The 17,852-nt window shown below is 43.6% G+C and carries 14 protein-coding genes and 2 tRNA genes; 13 read left to right on the forward strand and 3 right to left on the reverse strand.

Annotated features, from left to right (window positions below; genetic code table 11):
- From KNL20_RS02320 to KNL20_RS02355, 8 genes are all read left to right on the forward strand, one after another.
- Complete coding sequence (locus tag KNL20_RS02320; RefSeq protein ID WP_230400026.1) at positions 1-1,059, forward strand: sulfate/molybdate ABC transporter ATP-binding protein; 1,059 nt, start codon at positions 1-3, stop codon at positions 1,057-1,059.
- A gap of 9 nt (positions 1,060-1,068) precedes the next feature.
- Positions 1,069-2,751: an adenylyl-sulfate reductase subunit alpha gene (locus KNL20_RS02325; RefSeq protein ID WP_230399048.1), complete on the forward strand. Its 1,683-nt coding sequence runs from the start codon at positions 1,069-1,071 to the stop codon at positions 2,749-2,751.
- Complete coding sequence (locus tag KNL20_RS02330; protein ID WP_230399049.1) at positions 2,729-3,043, forward strand: 4Fe-4S dicluster domain-containing protein; 315 nt, start codon at positions 2,729-2,731, stop codon at positions 3,041-3,043. Before KNL20_RS02325 ends, KNL20_RS02330 begins: the two co-directional genes overlap by 23 nt.
- 13 nt (positions 3,044-3,056) lie before the next feature.
- The gene (gene cysD / locus KNL20_RS02335; RefSeq protein WP_230399050.1) at positions 3,057-3,956 is read left to right on the forward strand and encodes a sulfate adenylyltransferase subunit CysD; all 900 of its coding nucleotides are present in this window, start codon (positions 3,057-3,059) and stop codon (positions 3,954-3,956) included.
- Between the two features lies 1 nt (position 3,957).
- Entirely contained in the window at positions 3,958-5,616 is a 1,659-nt protein-coding gene (locus KNL20_RS02340) for a sulfate adenylyltransferase subunit 1 (RefSeq protein ID WP_230399051.1), read from the forward strand.
- A gap of 414 nt (positions 5,617-6,030) precedes the next feature.
- The gene (locus KNL20_RS02345; protein ID WP_230399052.1) at positions 6,031-8,292 is read left to right on the forward strand and encodes an ATP-binding cassette domain-containing protein; all 2,262 of its coding nucleotides are present in this window, start codon (positions 6,031-6,033) and stop codon (positions 8,290-8,292) included.
- 12 nt (positions 8,293-8,304) lie between these two features.
- Entirely contained in the window at positions 8,305-8,727 is a 423-nt protein-coding gene (locus KNL20_RS02350; protein ID WP_230399053.1) for a MarR family winged helix-turn-helix transcriptional regulator, read from the forward strand.
- 228 nt (positions 8,728-8,955) lie between these two features.
- The gene (locus KNL20_RS02355; RefSeq protein ID WP_230399054.1) at positions 8,956-9,855 is read left to right on the forward strand and encodes an SDR family oxidoreductase; all 900 of its coding nucleotides are present in this window, start codon (positions 8,956-8,958) and stop codon (positions 9,853-9,855) included.
- A 57-nt stretch (positions 9,856-9,912) separates the two neighbouring features.
- On the opposite strand, the gene KNL20_RS02360 is transcribed toward KNL20_RS02355, so the two are convergent.
- Both KNL20_RS02360 and KNL20_RS02365 read right to left on the reverse strand, forming a co-directional pair.
- Positions 9,913-9,984: transfer RNA gene (locus KNL20_RS02360), tRNA-Cys, on the reverse strand.
- A 4-nt stretch (positions 9,985-9,988) separates the two neighbouring features.
- Positions 9,989-10,060 (reverse strand) — tRNA-Glu (locus tag KNL20_RS02365).
- Between the two features lie 356 nt (positions 10,061-10,416).
- On the opposite strand from KNL20_RS02365, the gene KNL20_RS02370 reads away from it, so the two are divergent.
- The 4 genes from KNL20_RS02370 to KNL20_RS02385 all read left to right on the forward strand — a co-directional run bounded on the left by KNL20_RS02370 (position 10,417) and on the right by KNL20_RS02385 (position 15,468).
- Positions 10,417-11,817 (forward strand): ABC transporter substrate-binding protein, encoded by a 1,401-nt coding sequence (locus tag KNL20_RS02370; protein WP_230399055.1) that lies wholly within the window; start codon positions 10,417-10,419, stop codon positions 11,815-11,817.
- A gap of 86 nt (positions 11,818-11,903) precedes the next feature.
- On the forward strand, positions 11,904-12,803 hold the full coding sequence (locus KNL20_RS02375; protein WP_230399056.1) for a carbohydrate ABC transporter permease: 900 nt from the start codon (positions 11,904-11,906) through the stop codon (positions 12,801-12,803).
- The gene (locus KNL20_RS02380; protein ID WP_230399057.1) at positions 12,793-13,626 is read left to right on the forward strand and encodes a carbohydrate ABC transporter permease; all 834 of its coding nucleotides are present in this window, start codon (positions 12,793-12,795) and stop codon (positions 13,624-13,626) included. The genes KNL20_RS02375 and KNL20_RS02380 overlap by 11 nt, the downstream gene beginning before the upstream one ends.
- Positions 13,627-13,668: 42 nt before the next feature.
- Complete coding sequence (locus KNL20_RS02385; RefSeq protein ID WP_230399058.1) at positions 13,669-15,468, forward strand: glycoside hydrolase family 2 protein; 1,800 nt, start codon at positions 13,669-13,671, stop codon at positions 15,466-15,468.
- Positions 15,469-15,496: 28 nt separating this feature from the next.
- Here KNL20_RS02385 and KNL20_RS02390 read toward each other — a convergent pair whose 3' ends face one another.
- Positions 15,497-16,852 (reverse strand): MATE family efflux transporter, encoded by a 1,356-nt coding sequence (locus KNL20_RS02390; RefSeq protein WP_230399059.1) that lies wholly within the window; start codon positions 16,850-16,852, stop codon positions 15,497-15,499.
- Positions 16,853-17,047: 195 nt separating this feature from the next.
- Between KNL20_RS02390 and KNL20_RS02395 the strand changes: the two genes are divergently transcribed.
- Entirely contained in the window at positions 17,048-17,779 is a 732-nt protein-coding gene (locus KNL20_RS02395; protein WP_230399060.1) for a tyrosine-protein phosphatase, read from the forward strand.
- The last annotated feature ends 73 nt before the right edge of the window (positions 17,780-17,852 follow it).

Raw genomic sequence — 17,852 nt, forward strand, 5'->3', positions numbered from 1 at the left:
ATGTATGTGGAGCTTAAGGATATCAATAAAACATTTGCGGATTACAAAGCCTCGGATCATGTGAGCTTCGGTATAGAGAAAGGAAAACTGATTGGGCTCTTAGGCCCGAGCGGCAGTGGAAAGACAACAATTCTTCGCATGATTGCGGGTCTGGAGACTCCGGATTCTGGAGAGATTGTCATCGATGGAAAGGTGGTAAATCAGGTTCCTCCAAGCCAACGGAAAATCGGTTTTGTGTTTCAGAATTATGCCCTGTTCCGATATATGACGGTGTATGACAATATAGCCTTTGGTCTGAAGATACAAAAAGAGAGTAAGAAGATAATAGATGAGAGGGTACGGTATCTGATTCAGCTGATTGGTCTGGAAGGCCTGGAAAAAAGATATCCGGGGCAGCTGTCCGGAGGACAGAAGCAAAGAGTTGCTTTTGCCAGGGCATTGGCACCCAATCCCCAACTGCTTCTTCTGGATGAACCCTTTGCCGCCATCGATGCCAAGGTGAGGAAGGAATTACGATCCTGGCTGAAAGAGATGATTGGGCAGCTTGGAATTACCAGTATCTTTGTAACCCACGACCAGGAGGAGGCAATTGAAGTTGCCGACGAGATTATTATAACAAATCACGGACGTGTTGAGCAGAAAGGGACACCGGTAGAGATATATAAGAACCCTGCAACCGATTTTTCGGCAGCTTTTTTCGGAGATGGAACGATTATAAAGGATTATAGCAGGTTTAAAAGCTTTGAAGAGATATCCGGTGCTGCAACTGCAATTGTCCGGCCGGAATTCTTACGGATTACAAAGAAAAACGAAGTTCAGAAATATAAAAGTTCCTGCTCGGAGGGAGTGGTACAGAGTATCTCCTTTCGCGGAAGAAGTCTGGAAGTCCGCGTCCGTGTGGAGGATATCCTTCTCATCGCAAACAGGGATCCGGAGGAAGCAGAACTTGAACCGGGAGAAGTTGTAGATGTATTCATCTACCGGATGTTCGCTTTAAAAGGCAATGAGGCTGTTTTACTGGAAAATCAGGCGATGGTGGATGATTCACTGATTATCTAAGGAGGGGACATGGATTTTAAAAGACTGGAGACAGATATCTTAATTATCGGCGGAGGAACAGCCGGATGCTTTGCGGCTCTGACCATCGCCGCAGAGAGTGATGCAGAGGTACTGCTTGTTGAAAAGGCCAATATAAAGAGAAGTGGGTGTCTTGCAGCGGGTGTCAACGCAATTAATGCATATATTACGGAAGGGCAGACGCCCGAAGACTATGTGGACTATGCAAAGCGGGATGCGGAAGAAATCGTCAGAGAAGATTTGCTTTTGTCCATGGCAGAGAGGCTTAATGCGGTCACGCATAAACTCGAGGCGCTTGGGCTTGTCATCCAGAAGGATGAGCAGGGAAGATATGCAGCAAGAGGAAAGCGTAATATAAAAATCAATGGTGAGAATATAAAGCCGATTCTTGCAAATTCCCTGAAGGGCCAGAAGCAGGTAACGGTGCTCAATCATATCAACATTACGGATTATGTGGTGGAAAATCAGGAAATCAAGGGAACCTTTGGATTCCATGTGGAAGAAAAAGTATGGTATCTGATTCAGGCGAAAGCAGTGATCTGTGCCACAGGGGGAGCGGCAGGGTTATATAAACCAAACAATCCTGGGTTTTCCAGGCATAAGATGTGGTATCCCCCATTTAATACGGGAGCGGGATATGCCATGGGAATCCGTGCCGGTGCCGAAATGACTACATTTGAAATGCGTTTTATTGCGTTAAGGTGTAAGGATACCATAGCTCCTACAGGAACGATCGCCCAGGGTGCAAAGGCGGGGCAGATCAACAGCAGAGGAGAGAATTATGAGAAAACCTATGGTCTCACCACTTCCCAGAGAGTGTATGGAACGGTACGGGAAAATCTGGAGGGAAGAGGACCCTGTTATCTGGATACCCGGGGTATTTCCAAAGAACAGGAAGAAGAACTTTACAAGGCTTACTTGAATATGGCCCCCAGCCAGACCTTAAAGTGGGTGGAGGCAGGAAAAGGACCATCCGATGAACCTGTGGAAATCGAAGGCACCGAGCCATATATCGTAGGAGGGCACACGGCCAGCGGTTACTGGGTGGATGAAAAAAGGGAAACCACGATACATGGCCTGTATGCAGCAGGAGATGTAGCAGGCGGATGTCCGCAAAAATATGTTACAGGGGCTCTGGCCGAAGGAGAGATTGCTGCGCAGGCGGCAGCCTTATATATAAGAGGAAAGGAAATACTTCCCGTAAAAGAGAAGGAGATAGAAAAAAAAGAAAAAGAGTATCTGTCTTTTTTTCGGAACAAATCCGGTACATTTACGATAGATCAGGTAGAGGAGACCATGCAGAAAGTCATGGATCTGTATGCCGGAGGGATATCCGTTCATTATCAATTTAATCAGAAACAGCTTCTGGTGGCAGAGGAGAAGATTCGATTCTTGTCTGCTATCAGTAAAAAACTTCATGCGGGGAATATGGATGATCTGCTCAGAATTTATGAATTGAGGGAACGGCTTGTAGTTTGTGAAACGCTGATTGCCCATCTGAGAGCGAGAAAAGAGACGAGATGGCACAGCTTTTGTGAAAATACGGATTATCCCCAAAAGAGTGATCAGTGGCTCAAATATGTAAATTCCAGGATGGAGGATGGAGCCATACGGATTATCTACAGAGATCTGGTTACGGGAGGTGAGAAGTATGAGCATAAGGATTCAAAGTGAAAACTGCATCGGCTGCGGACGCTGTATGGAGGTATGCCCGGGGAATCTGATTAAAAAGGATGAAAATGGAAAGGCTTGTATCCGCCGCCCCCGGGACTGTTGGGGCTGCACCTCCTGTATTAAGGAATGTGCGGTAAACGCCATCGGCTTTTATCTGGGAATTGATATGGGCGGACGTGGCAGCGTGCTCACGGTTGAAAAGCAGGGGCATATCTGTCACTGGCAAATAGAGAGCCCCGAAGGGCAGGTAAGAATCATAGACGTAGATCAAAGAGATTCCAATAACTATTAGGAGGAGAGCGAGGATGAGTGAATTAACCCATTTGGAGGAGTTGGAAGCGGAAGCCATCTATATTATGCGGGAGGTGGCGGCCGAGTGTGAAAATCCCGTGATGCTGTATTCAATCGGAAAGGACAGCTCGGTTATGCTGCATCTGGCATTAAAGGCATTTTATCCCGAAAAGCCGCCGTTTCCATTTCTTCATATAGATACCACATGGAAATTCCGTGAAATGATCGAATTCCGCGACAAAACAGCGGAGGAGCTTGGAATTGAGATGCTTGTGTATACCAATCAGGAAGGTGTGAAAGCCGGAATCAATCCTTTTGACCATGGTTCGGCCTATACGGATATCATGAAAACCCAGGCGCTGAAGCAGGCACTTAATAAATACCAGTTTGACGCAGCCTTCGGCGGCGGGCGAAGGGACGAAGAAAAATCCCGGGCAAAGGAACGGATTTTCTCTTTCCGTAATCAGGCGCAGGCATGGGAACCCAAAAATCAGAGGCCTGAAATGTGGAAGCTTTATAATACCAAGATGCATAAAGGAGAAAGTATTCGTGTTTTTCCAATTTCCAACTGGACGGAAAAAGACATCTGGCAATATATCAAACAAGAGAACATCGAAATCGTGCCCCTTTATTTTGCAAAGGAACGCCCCGTCGTATATCGGGATGGAAATATCATCATGGTGGATGACGGCCGGATGAAGCTTAACCCGGGGGAAGAGATTGTACAGAAGAAGGTTCGCTTCCGGACTCTTGGATGTTATCCGCTTACGGGAGGCTGTGAGTCCGAAGCGGATACTCTGGATGATATTATCGAAGAAACTTTGCGTGCTGTATCTTCCGAGCGTACCAGCAGAGTAATCGATCATGAGGCAGCAGGCAGTATGGAGAGAAGAAAAAGGGAGGGCTATTTCTAAGATGAAGGGATTGTTGAAATTTATAACCTGCGGAAGTGTTGACGATGGAAAATCCACATTAATCGGCCATATCCTGTACGATTCCAAACTGCTTTATACGGATCAGGAACGTGCGTTGGAACTGGAATCAAAGGTGGGAAGCCGTGGCGGAGCGTTGGATTATTCTCTTTTGCTGGACGGACTGATGGCAGAGCGTGAGCAGGGTATCACGATCGATGTGGCTTATCGTTATTTTACAACAGACAGCCGCAGCTTTATTGTGGCAGACACCCCTGGGCATGAGGAATATACCAGAAACATGGCGGTAGGTGCTTCTTTTGCAGATTTGGCTGTGATTCTTGTAGACGCTTCAAAAGGCGTACTTGTCCAGACCAGACGCCATGCCAGAATCTGCTCTTTGATGGGTATCCGGCATTTTGTATTTGCGGTAAATAAGATTGACCTGATGGATTACAGTCACGAAGTTTTCAGGAACATAGAGGGACAGATTGGGCAGCTGGTGGAAGAACTGGGATTGACAAATGTAAAAATCATACCAGTATCAGCCACAGAGGGAGATAATGTAACTGTGTCCTCTCAAAACATGGACTGGTATCAGGACGAGACACTACTGGCATATCTGGAGCAGGTAGATGTGAGTGATGTGGAAGAAGAGCAGGGATTCTATCTTCCGGTACAGAGAGTCTGCCGCCCTAACCATGCTTTCAGAGGATTTCAAGGGCAGGTGGAATCTGGAGCAGTAAAGAGGGGACAGGAAATAACCACGCTTCCGAGCGGAGAAACAGCGATTGTAAAAAGTATCTTCGTGGGAAACCATGAGGTAGTAAAAGCAGAGAAGGGGCAGCCGGTTACCATTCAGCTGGATCGGGAAGTTGATGTATCCAGAGGATGTATCCTTGAAGATGCTTCTGAAACAAGGGTGGCAAACCAGATAGAAGGCAGAATTTTGTGGATGGATGATATATCTCTTACCGAAGGAAGGAATTTCTTTGTAAAAGTGGGTACAAAAACAATTCCGGGTACGGTCACGAAGATCTGTTATTCCATAGATGTGAATACCGGGGAAGAAGAGCGTGCGGATTCTCTGAAAAAGAATGAGATTGCCTTATGCCGGATTGTATTTGCTCAAAAAATCGTTGTGGATGCGTTCAAACACCATAAAACATTGGGTGAATTCATATTGATAGACCGTGTGAGCAATATGACCTCTGCCTGTGGGGTAATTGATAAGGTTTTGGTGCGGGAAGGCGGATCCGGTTACGAAGAGATAAGTGAAGTCCGTTACAGATTAAAGGGGCAGCTGCCCATAACCGTAGGATTTTCTAAGGAATCAGATCAGTTCAGCACAGAATTTTTAAAAGATGTGGAAGCAAGACTGACCGGATTCGGCAGACATACGTATCTTGCGGAGAATTTAAACGATTTGAATCTCGTGGATGTTGTGAAAGCCCTGTCTGAGGCTGGAATTATAACATTGCTTCCAACCACAAGGAAGAAGGAGGAAAAGCTTCTGGATGCGTTGGGAGAATCCTTCTTGAATATTGCTGAAAAGGGTGAGAATCTATCTGTGGAGGATGCTGTAGCAGCAATTCTCAAGGCATCCTCCCTACAGCAAGCAGAAGAAACATATGTTGACAATGAAGGAGGATTAGGGATATAAATAGGGCAGACTACAGGCAGTATGCTGTATGTGTGCAGGGACAAAAAGAGATGAAAAAGGGCACTAAAAAGGTAGTCCGTCATAAGACAGTACGAAACTTTAAACTGTTGATGGGCAACTGCCAAGTAAAATGTCTAAAACAAGCGTATCACTCACGGTGAGTGATACGCTTGTTTTTACTGCCTGTCATAATGGGCAGTGTCCATAAGGAAGCAACTACCGCACACGGAAATAACGTGATAGACAGCCGACAGACGAATGTATGTATAATGTTGCCGCCGTTTTTAGGGGCCTTCTCTTTATCAAGTATAGAAAATTTATTCTGAACGTTGAAATCACAATTCAGGTGTGTTAAAATATAGTTAACCCATTCATATATTGACTGTATCACATAAAAAGCAGCGAGGTAAAAGTATGTCTGATAATTATATTCAGGTATCAGGTGCAAGGGAACGAAATCTAAAAAACATAAATGTTCTGATACCCAAAAAAGAAATCACGGTTTTTACAGGTGTTTCCGGCTCAGGAAAATCATCTTTGGTATTTGATACAATAGCGGCAGAATCGCAAAGACAATTAAATGAAACCTACACCAGTTTTATCCGTCACCGTATGCCGCATTACGGAAAGCCCGATGTGGACAGTATCGAAAATTTGTCCGTAGCCTTTATTATCAATCAAAAACGATTAGGCGGTAATGCTCGTTCAACAGTCGGGACAATTACAGATATTTATTCTGTATTACGGTTATTGTTTTCCAGAATTGGAGAGCCATTTGTAGGTTATTCAGAAGTTTTTTCATTCAACAATCCGGCTGGAATGTGTGAATATTGCGAGGGCTTGGGAAAAATTGAAACTATTGATATTGAAAAGCTGTTAGATAAGAATAAATCCTTAAATGAGGGAGCTATCCGTTTTCCAACTTTTGAATCCGGTGGTTGGCGATTAACCCGCTATATTCATTCAGGATTTTTTGATAACGACAAAAAAATTAAGGATTATTCTGCCGAAGAACTGGAGTTGTTACTTTACGCTGACGCAATTAAGGTTAAAACCCCCACCCCTGAATGGCATAAAACCTCATTGTATGAGGGTTTGATTCCACGCATTGAACGGAGTTTTCTTAAAAAAGAAGATGGCGAAAAGGTTAGATATGGAAAAGAAATTGAGCGGTTTGTTGTAAAACAGGACTGCCCCCACTGTCACGGAACACGTTTAAATGATAAAGTGTTGTCTTGTAAAGTGAACGGTAAAAATATTGCGGAATGTGTAGATATGCAAATTAGTGAGCTTTTGGATTTTGTTCAATTCGTTAATGCGCCTATAGCCGCTACAATTGTTTCCGAACTTGTGAATCGAATTCAGCACATGGTATCCATAGGACTGGGCTATTTAAACTTAGGCAGAGACACATCTACACTTTCAGGCGGGGAATCTCAAAGAATTAAAATGGTTAGCCAACTTAGCAGCAGCTTGACTGACCTTACTTACATTTTTGACGAACCGAGTATAGGGTTACACCCTTATGACATAAGTGAAATTAATGAGCTTATGCGGTTGTTGCGTGATAAAGGGAATACGGTTCTGATCGTCGAGCATGACCCGGACATGATAAAAATTGCAGACCATATTATTGATATGGGGCCGGGTGCTGGAACCCACGGAGGGGAAGTTGTATATCAAGGGAATTTAGATGGGCTGAAAACAGCGGGTACTATCACAGGAAAGTATTTATCGTATTGCCCCAAGCTCAAACCTGATACTCGTACCCCGAAGGGCTGGCTTTCCATTAAAAATGCAACCATGCATAATTTAAAAAACCTTTCAGTTGATATACCCAAAGGAGTAATGAATGTTGTAACCGGGGTTGCCGGTTCAGGAAAAAGCACGTTAATTAATGGCGTATTGCCACGGCTGTATCCTGAAACTGTTTTTATTGACCAAAAAGGGATTCAAGCGTCAAAACGTTCCAACATAGCGACCTTTACGGGTATCTTTGATATTATCAGAAAACTATTTGCGAAGAGAAACGGCGTAAGCGCCTCTCTATTCAGTTACAATTCGAAAGGTGCTTGTCCTGCCTGCAAAGGTTTAGGGGTCACTTATACAGATTTGGCGTTTATGGATACAATCGTTACTGTATGTGAGGAATGTCACGGAAATCGCTATACGGATGAAGTGCTTGCCTATCAGCTAAGAGGAAAAAATATTGCTGATGTTCTTAAAATGACGGTCACGGAAGCCTTAGAATTTTTTCAGGAAAAAGAAATAGTAATGGTACTTAAAAGGCTTTCAGACGTTGGTATCACTTATGTTTCTTTGGGACAGCCATTAAGCACGCTTTCAGGTGGAGAATTACAGCGAATAAAACTTGCTTCCGAACTTGAAAACGGTGGCCAGATTTATGTTTTGGACGAACCGTCAACAGGGCTGCATATGGCTGATATAAAACAGTTGATTCGTGTAATGAATCGTCTTGTAGACCAAAATTCCACGCTTATTGTTATAGAACACAATTTGGATATTATCTGTCAAGCGGATTGGATTATTGACATAGGCCCCTATGCAGGACAAAATGGTGGTAAGATTATGTTTACAGGATTACCGAAAGATTTAATCAACTGTCCAGATTCTTTAACTGGAAAGTACCTAAAAAAGTATATTAATAAAAAATAGGAGGTTGACTGAATGGCTATCAAAGAATTAGAGGAAAGTTATGTTCCCTTTCAATGCATGATTGTATCAGATTCAAATCGGTTCAATGTTGAGGGTGTTTCAACGGCACAATACTATATACTCGACACATTGAATAAGCAAGGGGCGAAAACTACGAAAGAACTTGCTGAAATGAGAGGTATCTCACAATCTGGCATTTCAAAATTAACAAAGCGTTTGCTGGAAAAAAAGTATATTATTCAAGAAAGGCAGACGAATGACCGCCGATCTTACAATATTGTTCTTACCAAAGAAGGGAAAACTTTTTTAAATCGGGTTGAGGATTTTGGAAATGAAATTATGAACTTAATTGAAGAAGCATTAACAAAGGAAGAAGTACATGCTTTTTCAATGATGTGCAAAAAAATTACGAACTTATACGCAGAAAAGCAATAGGCATACTTAGACAGTGTCGTCAATAGTCGCATAGTAGAATGTGTGCAGGACTTTCCATTGCAGTTATTCCAGTGCTTATTTTACATGTTTTGTGTTCTAATTATTTTATTGGTGGAATGACCGCCGGAGCAGTAAAAGGTTAGGGAGGGGACTGTCACACTAAAATAGCATTTTCCTTCATATCCACATATAATATTATGATTTTGAATTTATAATCGGAGTATAGTTATGAGACTGAACTATCCATATTTGGGTTATAAAGAGGAATGTCAGCAGGTTCCGATACAGTTTCCAGCACAACACCAGCCTGTGCAGCCAGGTCTGGAAACGCTTATGAATCCGAAACCTATTTTTGATAATCCTGAATATAAAGGAACGGGAAAATTAAAAGGAAAGGTCGTACTGATTACAGGCGGTGACAGTGGTATCGGCAGAGCGGTAGCTTTGATTATGGCTAAGGAAGGTGCGGATATTTCCATTGTTTATTACGATGAACATGAGGATGCACAGTTTACGAAGGAATGTGTAGAAAAGCAGGGAAGAAAATGTATCCTGATTGCAGGAGATGTACAAGACGAGGTATTCTGCAGGCAGGCGGTTGCAGAAACCGTCAAGTCATTGTGCCGGCTGGATGTATTGGTGAATAATGCAGGGGTACAATTTCCACAGGATAGTATTGAAGATATTACGGATGAACAGCTTAGAATAACCTTTCAGGTTAATATGTTTTCAATGTTTTATATGACAAAAGCTGTATTGCCGCATCTGAAGGCGGGAAGTACAATTATCAATACTACCTCCGTAACCGCCTATCTTGGAAATAGATTAATGATTGATTATGCAAGTACAAAAGGTGCAATTGTCAGCTTTACCCGCGCGATGGCAAATTCTCTTGTATCAAAGGGAATTCGGGTTAATGCAGTGGCACCGGGTCCCGTCTGGACTCCACTTCAACCGGCAAGCTGGCCGCCTGAATATATCACGACTTTGGGCAGCAATACACCCATGAAAAGACCTGCGCAGCCATGGGAGCTGGCTCCCACATATGTTTATCTTGCGACTGATGATTCCTCTTATGTGACGGGGCAGGTTCTTCATGTAAATGGCGGCGCTTCCATGCAGTCATGATATAGCAAAAGAGCCCTAAATGCTTGAAAAAATCAAGCACTTAGGGCTCTTTATAAGAGGCGCAGACCGGATTTGAACCGGTGAATCGAGGTGTTGCAGACCTATGCCTTACCACTTGGCTACTGCGCCATAATGACTCCGACGGGAATCGAACCCGTGTTACCGCCGTGAAAGGGCGATGTCTTAACCGCTTGACCACGGAGCCATATGATATCTGATTAATTTTACAGCGGTCTGCTTACGTCCTTCAAAGCAGTGACCGAGAATTATAATATCATATACTCCACTTATTTGCAAGCCTTTTTTGACCTTTTTTATAATAACGTCTATCTTAATCTTATTCAGTTGCTTTATCCAATATGTGCCGGTGTGCAGACTTTTTTTGATTTTATTTTATCAAAGCTCCAATAATGACAATATTTATGTTTTAATAAGAAAATTTGACGAAAAAGGTAGGAATAAATATCATTTATATATCTAAAATAATTGATTTTACGGAGATATAATGGTAAAATATCCATAAATAAAACAATAATATTGTTTTAAAAGGAGGATGAGTGTATGAAACGTAAGACAATTTCAGCTTTACTGACATTTGTTCTGGCAGCAACGACAGTTCTCGTGGGGTGCGGTGATTCATCGAAAAAACCAGATACCTCAACGAATGAAGAAAAGAAGGAAGCAAATAAACCGGATACCTCAGAAGAAAAATCAGAGGAAGAAGAGCAGGCGGACGTCAATGATGATGGGACTGTAAATAATCCTGAGGCCGTGCAGGTGGATAAGAATAAACTGGTATTCTGGTCCTTATTCAGTGGTGGTGACGGTGAGTTTATGGATAAGATCATCAGTGACTACAACAACACACAGCCAACAAAACAAGTCCAGTCAATCATGTTGGTGTGGGGGGATTACTATACCAAGCTGCAGACGGCAGTTGCGGCAGGAAAAGGTCCGGATATCGGGGTGTCTCATGCATCCTCACTTCCTGAACTGGTAGAACAGGGCGTTGTACAGCCGCTGGATGACTATCTGGATGAAATTGGAGTTGATCTTAAAAGCATGTATACGGAAACATCCATTGAATCCGTAACATTTGATGGCTCCATATATGCCATTCCGCTGGATACACATGCCGAAATCATGTATTTTAATAAAGACATCCTGGAGCAGGCGGGAGTATCCTTAAATGAGAAGGGACAGATTGATATAGGCAGTACGGATGATTTCTATGCTGTCTGTGATAAGATTAAAGCAGTAATTCCGGAGGGAGGATCGGTAATATCCCTTACAAGTAATGGGGATGATCCATACCGCGTATGGTGGGCCTCTTATTTCCAGATGGGAGGAAGCCCGTTAATCAATAAGGATGCCAGTGAAGTCACTTTGGATAAGGACATTGCAGTAAAAGCAGCTGAATTTACAAAGAGCCTTTATGAAAAGGGATATGTAGCCGAGGGTATTGATGATCACCAACAGTTTTTCCAGAGCGGAAAGGCTGGTATCTATATCGGTGGAACATGGGGAACCGGTGCCCTGGAAAAGACAGAAAACCTAAACTTTGGGGCGATGCCATATCCGCAGATGTTTGAGAAGAATGCCTGCTGGGCAGATTCACATACACTGATTCTTCCCACGAAGAAAGACAGAAGTGAGGAGGATTCTAAGGCAGCGGTAGAATTTATGGTCAATGCTTCCAATCAAGGCGGGCTGACATGGGCGGGATCCGGTCAGATTCCAGCCAGCAATTCTGTTCGTGAAAATCAGGAATATTTGGATATGCCTTACAGGAGCAGCTATATGGAGGCGCTTACCACTGCAGTACTGCCCTCCAAGGTATCTACATTTAACGCGATGAAATCAGGTATGATCGACAGTCTGAATCTGTTATGGTCCGGTGACATGGATGCATCGGAAACAATTGATACGCTTTACGATGAACTTGATACCAATCTGCCATAACAGTTTGACGGGAGAAGGAGAGCTGCTAAGGCTCGCCTTCTCCACTTTCATTATCGCAATTTGCATAGTTACGGGAGGAAGATTAGGTGAATAAAAAAATAAAACGTAAAAATCTACTGGTCGGATGGGGATTTGTTCTTCCGTTTTTTATTTTATACACGATATTCACGATCTGGCCTGTTATTCAAGGCATTTACGTCAGCTTTCATAAATGGTCCCTGATGGGAAAAGTAAAGTTTATCGGGTTAGATAATTATGTGAGATTTTTGGAAGATAAAAAATTTATAAGTGCGTTGGGACACACCACATGGTTTTCTCTTATTGCGGCACCGCTTCTGGTCATTGCAGCGCTTATCCTGGCTATGTTTGCCAATCGGCCGGTAAAGCTGAAAAGAGGACTTAGAATCTGCTTCTATCTACCCAGCGTGCTGTCAGTTTCCGTTGCATCCTTTACAGCAAAGTATATGTTCACACCCTATAGGGGATTTATTAATGGATTTCTTCATTCTATAAAGGTTCTGCCTGCGAACCGGGAATTGCAGTGGCTGAATGAAACAAACCTTGCCTGGGCTGCAATTATTATCATGACTGTATGGTGGACCGTTGGTTTTCCTATGCTGCTGTATCTGTCTGCATTACAGGATATCCCGCCTCAGATTTATGAAGCCGCATCAATAGATGGGGCTACAAAAAGGCAGCAGTTATTTTCCATTGTCCTGCCGCTTTTGAAACCCACTACTTACCTGGTGGTTATGCTGCAGTTAATTGCCTGCTTTAAGGTGTTTGGCCAGATTTACATGATTACCGGAGGTGGTCCTGCCAGTAATACCAGACCGTTAATTCAGTATATCTATGAAACTGCATTTAAGAAAAATAATATGGGCTATGCCGCGGCTATGTCCTATGTGTTGTTTATAATTCTGGTTGTATTAACGGCCATACAGCGGGTAGTGGAAAAGAAGGGGGCAAAAGCGGATGAAATCTAAAGCAAAGCGAAATCCCGGTAGTTTCATATTGTCGGCTGTTTCAGTGATGATGGCAATTATATTCATTACGCCAATTCTCTGGTCTCTGGCAGTTTCCTTACAAAAGGAGGGAAAACAGATAACAGGTATACTTGACTGGTTTACCCCACCCTACACATTGAAGAATTATCCGGACCTGATTATTGGCTCAGATGTGACCCGATGGCTGCTTAACAGTATATTCATTGCAGTTATCACAACTGTCTTCACAGTTATTTTATCTGCGATGGCGGCCTATGCGCTGGCAAAGATAAAATTCAAAGGAGTCAATGCTCTTTACTTTTACTTTCTGCTTGGACTTATGGTTCCCGGGGAGGCGACTATCGTACCGCTGTTTATTACTGCAAATGGATTTAATCTGATAGATACGTATGCCGGATTGATTCTGCCTTCCATTGCGGGTTCCATGAATCTGATAATTATGGTAAGCTTTTTTAAGAGCCTTCCCAATGAGCTTTTGGAAGCCGTGCGCATAGACGGCGGTGGTGAATTGACTATATTTTTCAAAATTGTTATGCCGCTGTCAAAGGCTGTTATTTCAACGGTATGTATTTTTTCCTTTATTGGAAGCTGGAATAACTATCTGTGGCCTTTGCTGTGTTCCATGAGCAGCAGTAAATTCACTCTGCCCATTGGTATTCCTACCTTTGCCGGCACCTACACGGTGGATTATGTAAAACCTATGACAGCCAATATGATAGCGGCTGTTCCTGTAATTATTATTTACATAATTTTTGAGCGGCAGATCGTGGAGGGGATTTCCATGTCCGGTGTGAAGGGATAAATTTATTAGAAAATAAGATATGATGAGACGGAGGATGTTAGGATGAAGTGTTACAGAAAAGATTACCCAAGACCACAGTTTGTCAGGAGTCATTGGGAAAATTTGAATGGGGTATGGGACTTTGCGTTTGATGAAAAAAATTGTGGAGAGAGATCCGAATGGTTTCAAAGCTTTCCGGGGAAATTGAAAATTCAGGTTCCATTTACCTGTGAAACAAAAGCAAGTGGAATTGAGGAGCAGGGAATACACGAAAATGTCTGGTATAGGCGTATGTTCGATGTGGATTCTGCAATGATTGAGAACAGGAGACTGATACTGCATTTCGAAGGAAGTGATTTTACAACCAAGGTATGGGTGAACGGGATTTATGCCGGCAGTCACAGAGGTGGATACACAAGGTTTTCTTTTGATATCACGGATTATGTATCGGAGGGAGATAACCAGCTGACTGTGAAGGTGGAGGATTCCGGCGATATCTGCCAGCCCAGAGGGAAGCAACGCTGGGTGGAGGAAAGTTTTGGCTGTTGGTATGTCCAGACCACCGGAATATGGAAAACAGTATGGATGGAGTCCGTTCCCCTCATTCGTCTGGAGCATGTAAAGATGACCCCGGTTCTGAACACGAAAGAACTGGAGGTTGTATATGAAGTTTCAGCTCCTCCGGAAGTATTCGGGGAAGAATTGACAGTGGAGGCAGAGATAAGCTTTGAGGGAAAATTCATTGCATCATCTTCCATCTCACTTACGGCGCCTCACGGGGAAACGGTAATCAATATTCTGGGTGGGGGAAATGCCAACTTTGCCTGGGGAGTGAAAACCTGGTCGCCGGAGGAACCTAATCTGTATGATGTGGATTTCCGCTTACGGTATCAAGGGACAGTCCAGGATGAGGCAGGCTCTTACTTCGGGATGAGAGAAATCCGTATAGATGGCCCTAATATACTCCTTAATGGCAGACCACTCTACCAGAGACTGATTCTGGATCAGGGGTATTGGAAGGATTCCCATCTGACACCGCCGGATGAGGAGGCACTGATAGAGGACATTGATAAAATTCATGCCCTTGGATATAATGGGCTGAGAAAACACCAGAAAATCGAGGATGAACGGTTTCTTTACTGGTGTGATGTAAAGGGGATGCTGGTTTGGAGCGAAGCAGCAGCCAGTTATGGATACACGGATTATGCGGTAAAGCTTTTCACAAAAGAATGGATGGATATCGTAACCCAGAACTATAACCACCCTTCCATCATAACATGGACGCCCTTCAATGAATCCTGGGGAATTCCGGGTGTGGAAACGAGCAGAAAACAGCAGCACTTCACAGAGTCTGTCTATCATCTGACAAAGAGCATGGATGCATATCGGCCGGTGATTGTGAATGACGGCTGGGAACATACGGTATCCGATATTATTACGCTCCATGATTATGAAGAAGCAGGTGATATTTTCTATAAACGTTATGCAGACCATAAGGATGAGATTATGAATACGGATATGTATCACAGTAACTTTAAGTCAGCGATGGCCAATGGCTATAAGTACAAAGGGCAGCCGGTAATCTTAAGTGAATACGGTGGAATTGCCTTTAATAACGACGACAGTGGCTGGGGATACGGAAATAAGGTGAACACGGAGGAGGAATTCATCCGAAGATTTGATGAGATCACGACGGCAGTAAAAAAGGTGCCTTATATATGCGGGTTCTGCTACACACAGGTTACGGATGTGCAGCAGGAGATTAACGGACTTATGGATATAAATCGAAATTTTAAAGTAAAGCCGGAGATTATTAAAGAAATCAATGAAAGGCAGGAGGGATACTGGAGGAATTTCTCATAGATGATGTTGACGAAACATTTGAGAAGGGCTATTCCTCCAGCGGGTATCGCCGCATTTGTATGTAGTATGAGATGACAAGTATAACAGCGGCGGCGGACCAGGCGGCCACTTCGGCATAATAAATTCCTGCCTGCCCGATATACATCGGTAAAACAATGGCGATCAGCATACGCAGCACCATTTCCGCAAAACCGGAAATCATCGGGATAGCGGTATTGCCCAGTCCCATCAGTGCGGAGCGGTAGATATGCAGCATGTATAGGATGGGCAGGCAGAGACTCATGATGGTTAAATAGTGATACGCAACATTTAAAACGGCGGTAACTTCGTCAGGCGTACCGGAGATGAAGATACTGAGCAGCTGACGGCCGAGCAGCAGCATACTGCCGCCTATGGCAATGGATGTAAACAGAGCTATGAAGAATGCGGAGTGCATCCCTTTGCGGATTCGGGATATTTTTCCGCCGCCAAGATTTTGCCCTACATAGGAAGTAATGGCATATCCGTAGGAAGTGGCGGCAATTTCCAAAAGGCCGTAGAGCTTGTTGGTGGCGGTAAAGCCTGCAACAAACAGTACGTCGTAGATATTGACGACAGACTGCACGACCATACCACCGATACCAATGATGGCATTTTGCAGCGCGACAGGAGTACCGAGGAGCAAAAGCTGCTTATACATATCCCGATCTAAAATCAGATCCTTCTTTGTCAGGCTGAGAATGGAGATACGCCGGAGACTCAGGAAGCAGTACACAACCGATAAAATCTGTGCCAGTACGGTTGCTATGGCGGCGCCTGAAATTCCCCAGTGGAAGACCAGTACAAACAGAAGATCCAGTGCAACATTTGTGAAGGCGGCAACTACGATGGCATAAAGCGGTGTTTTACTGTCTCCCATTGAACGGAGAATGGAGGACAGCAGGTTGTACCCCATGGTGACAGGCAGGCCGGCAAACATGATGCGCAGATAAACCAGTGAATCAGAGATAACCTCTGTTTTGGTCTTCAGCAAAAGCAGAACGGGTTCTGCAAGTGCCTGACAGAAGATCACCGACAGGACAGACAAAATGGCACTTAAGGTAATGGAAGCACCAATGGCACGATTCAATTTTTTATAATCCTTTTGACCAAAATATTGAGACATCAAAATGGAAAAGCCTTGTGCGAAGCCCTGAACAATACCAATGGCAAACCAATTCAGCCAGTCGGCGGAGCCCAATGCTGCCAGTGCGTGGTTACCGACAAATTTTCCCACAATGGCGGTATCGACAATAGTGTATAGCTGCTGGAATATATTTCCAATCATCAGCGGCAGGGCAAAGGCCAGAATTAGCCGCAGGGGTTTTCCTGTTGTCATGTCCTGAATACGTTCTGTAGTTTTCAAAAAATTTCCCCCAATTTTAATTGTGTTTATCTCTATGATTTTTGTCATAGACAAAGCTTAATATATCATGTTTCAAGACCGGGTGCAATAGTTTGTACCGAAAGATATTCAGCGGACAAAACAGGGTATTTAGAGGATTGGTGTGTGGGAACAGGTGATTTATGCTATCATTGAAAAAAAGGAGGTTGCTTGATAATGGATATTTCTAAGATACAGGGGAAACTATTGGATATTGAAGGTGCATTTAATGTACGGGAGCTGGGGGGCTACAAAAATTCCCGGGGGCAGACGATACAACGGCAGTGCTTTATACGCAGCGGATCGCTCGGGGGGCTGACACAACGCGGTATTGAGGCACTGTTGGATTACGGAGTAGACTGTATTATTGATCTGCGTTCACTTATGGAAGCGGAGAAGCAGCCCGATATATTGGCAAAGCATGATAAAATCAAATACTACCATGTCCCCATGCTTGATAATGTGCAGTCAAATATCAGCAGTGAAATCAGCGATATGTTTCCGGAATCTCTGGAAGCTATGTATCAGGGACTGATCGATAATAGTTACACTGAATTGAAAAGAGCTTTTGAAATTTTTTCCGATACGCAGAACAATTGTGTACTGTTTCACTGCAGTGCAGGTAAAGACCGGACAGGTATATCTGCGGCGTTGCTTTTAGGTCTTGCAGGGGTGGATTACGATACAATTGCCGAGGACTATTCCTGGACACAGCACTTGCTGCCGGCATCATTATTCGAAAATATGCCGTTTCAGGTTCCGGAATTTCTGTTTGAATCCAATCCGGAAGCTATGCGTACAACGCTTGCGTATATTGATAGAAGATACGGCGGTGTCGATTCCTTCCTTTCAAAGATTGGAGTTACGGATACAGAAAAAGAAAATATCAGGAATAAGATGTTCGCATAGTAATAGCAAAGCCTTTTTGGCATAAAATGTACAGACGGCGGCTTTCACAAGCCTTATTTTCAATGACAAAGAC

Origin of the sequence: Novisyntrophococcus fermenticellae, from assembly GCF_018866245.1 — a bacterium.
Taxonomy (GTDB): Bacteria; Bacillota; Clostridia; order Lachnospirales; family Lachnospiraceae; genus Novisyntrophococcus; species Novisyntrophococcus fermenticellae.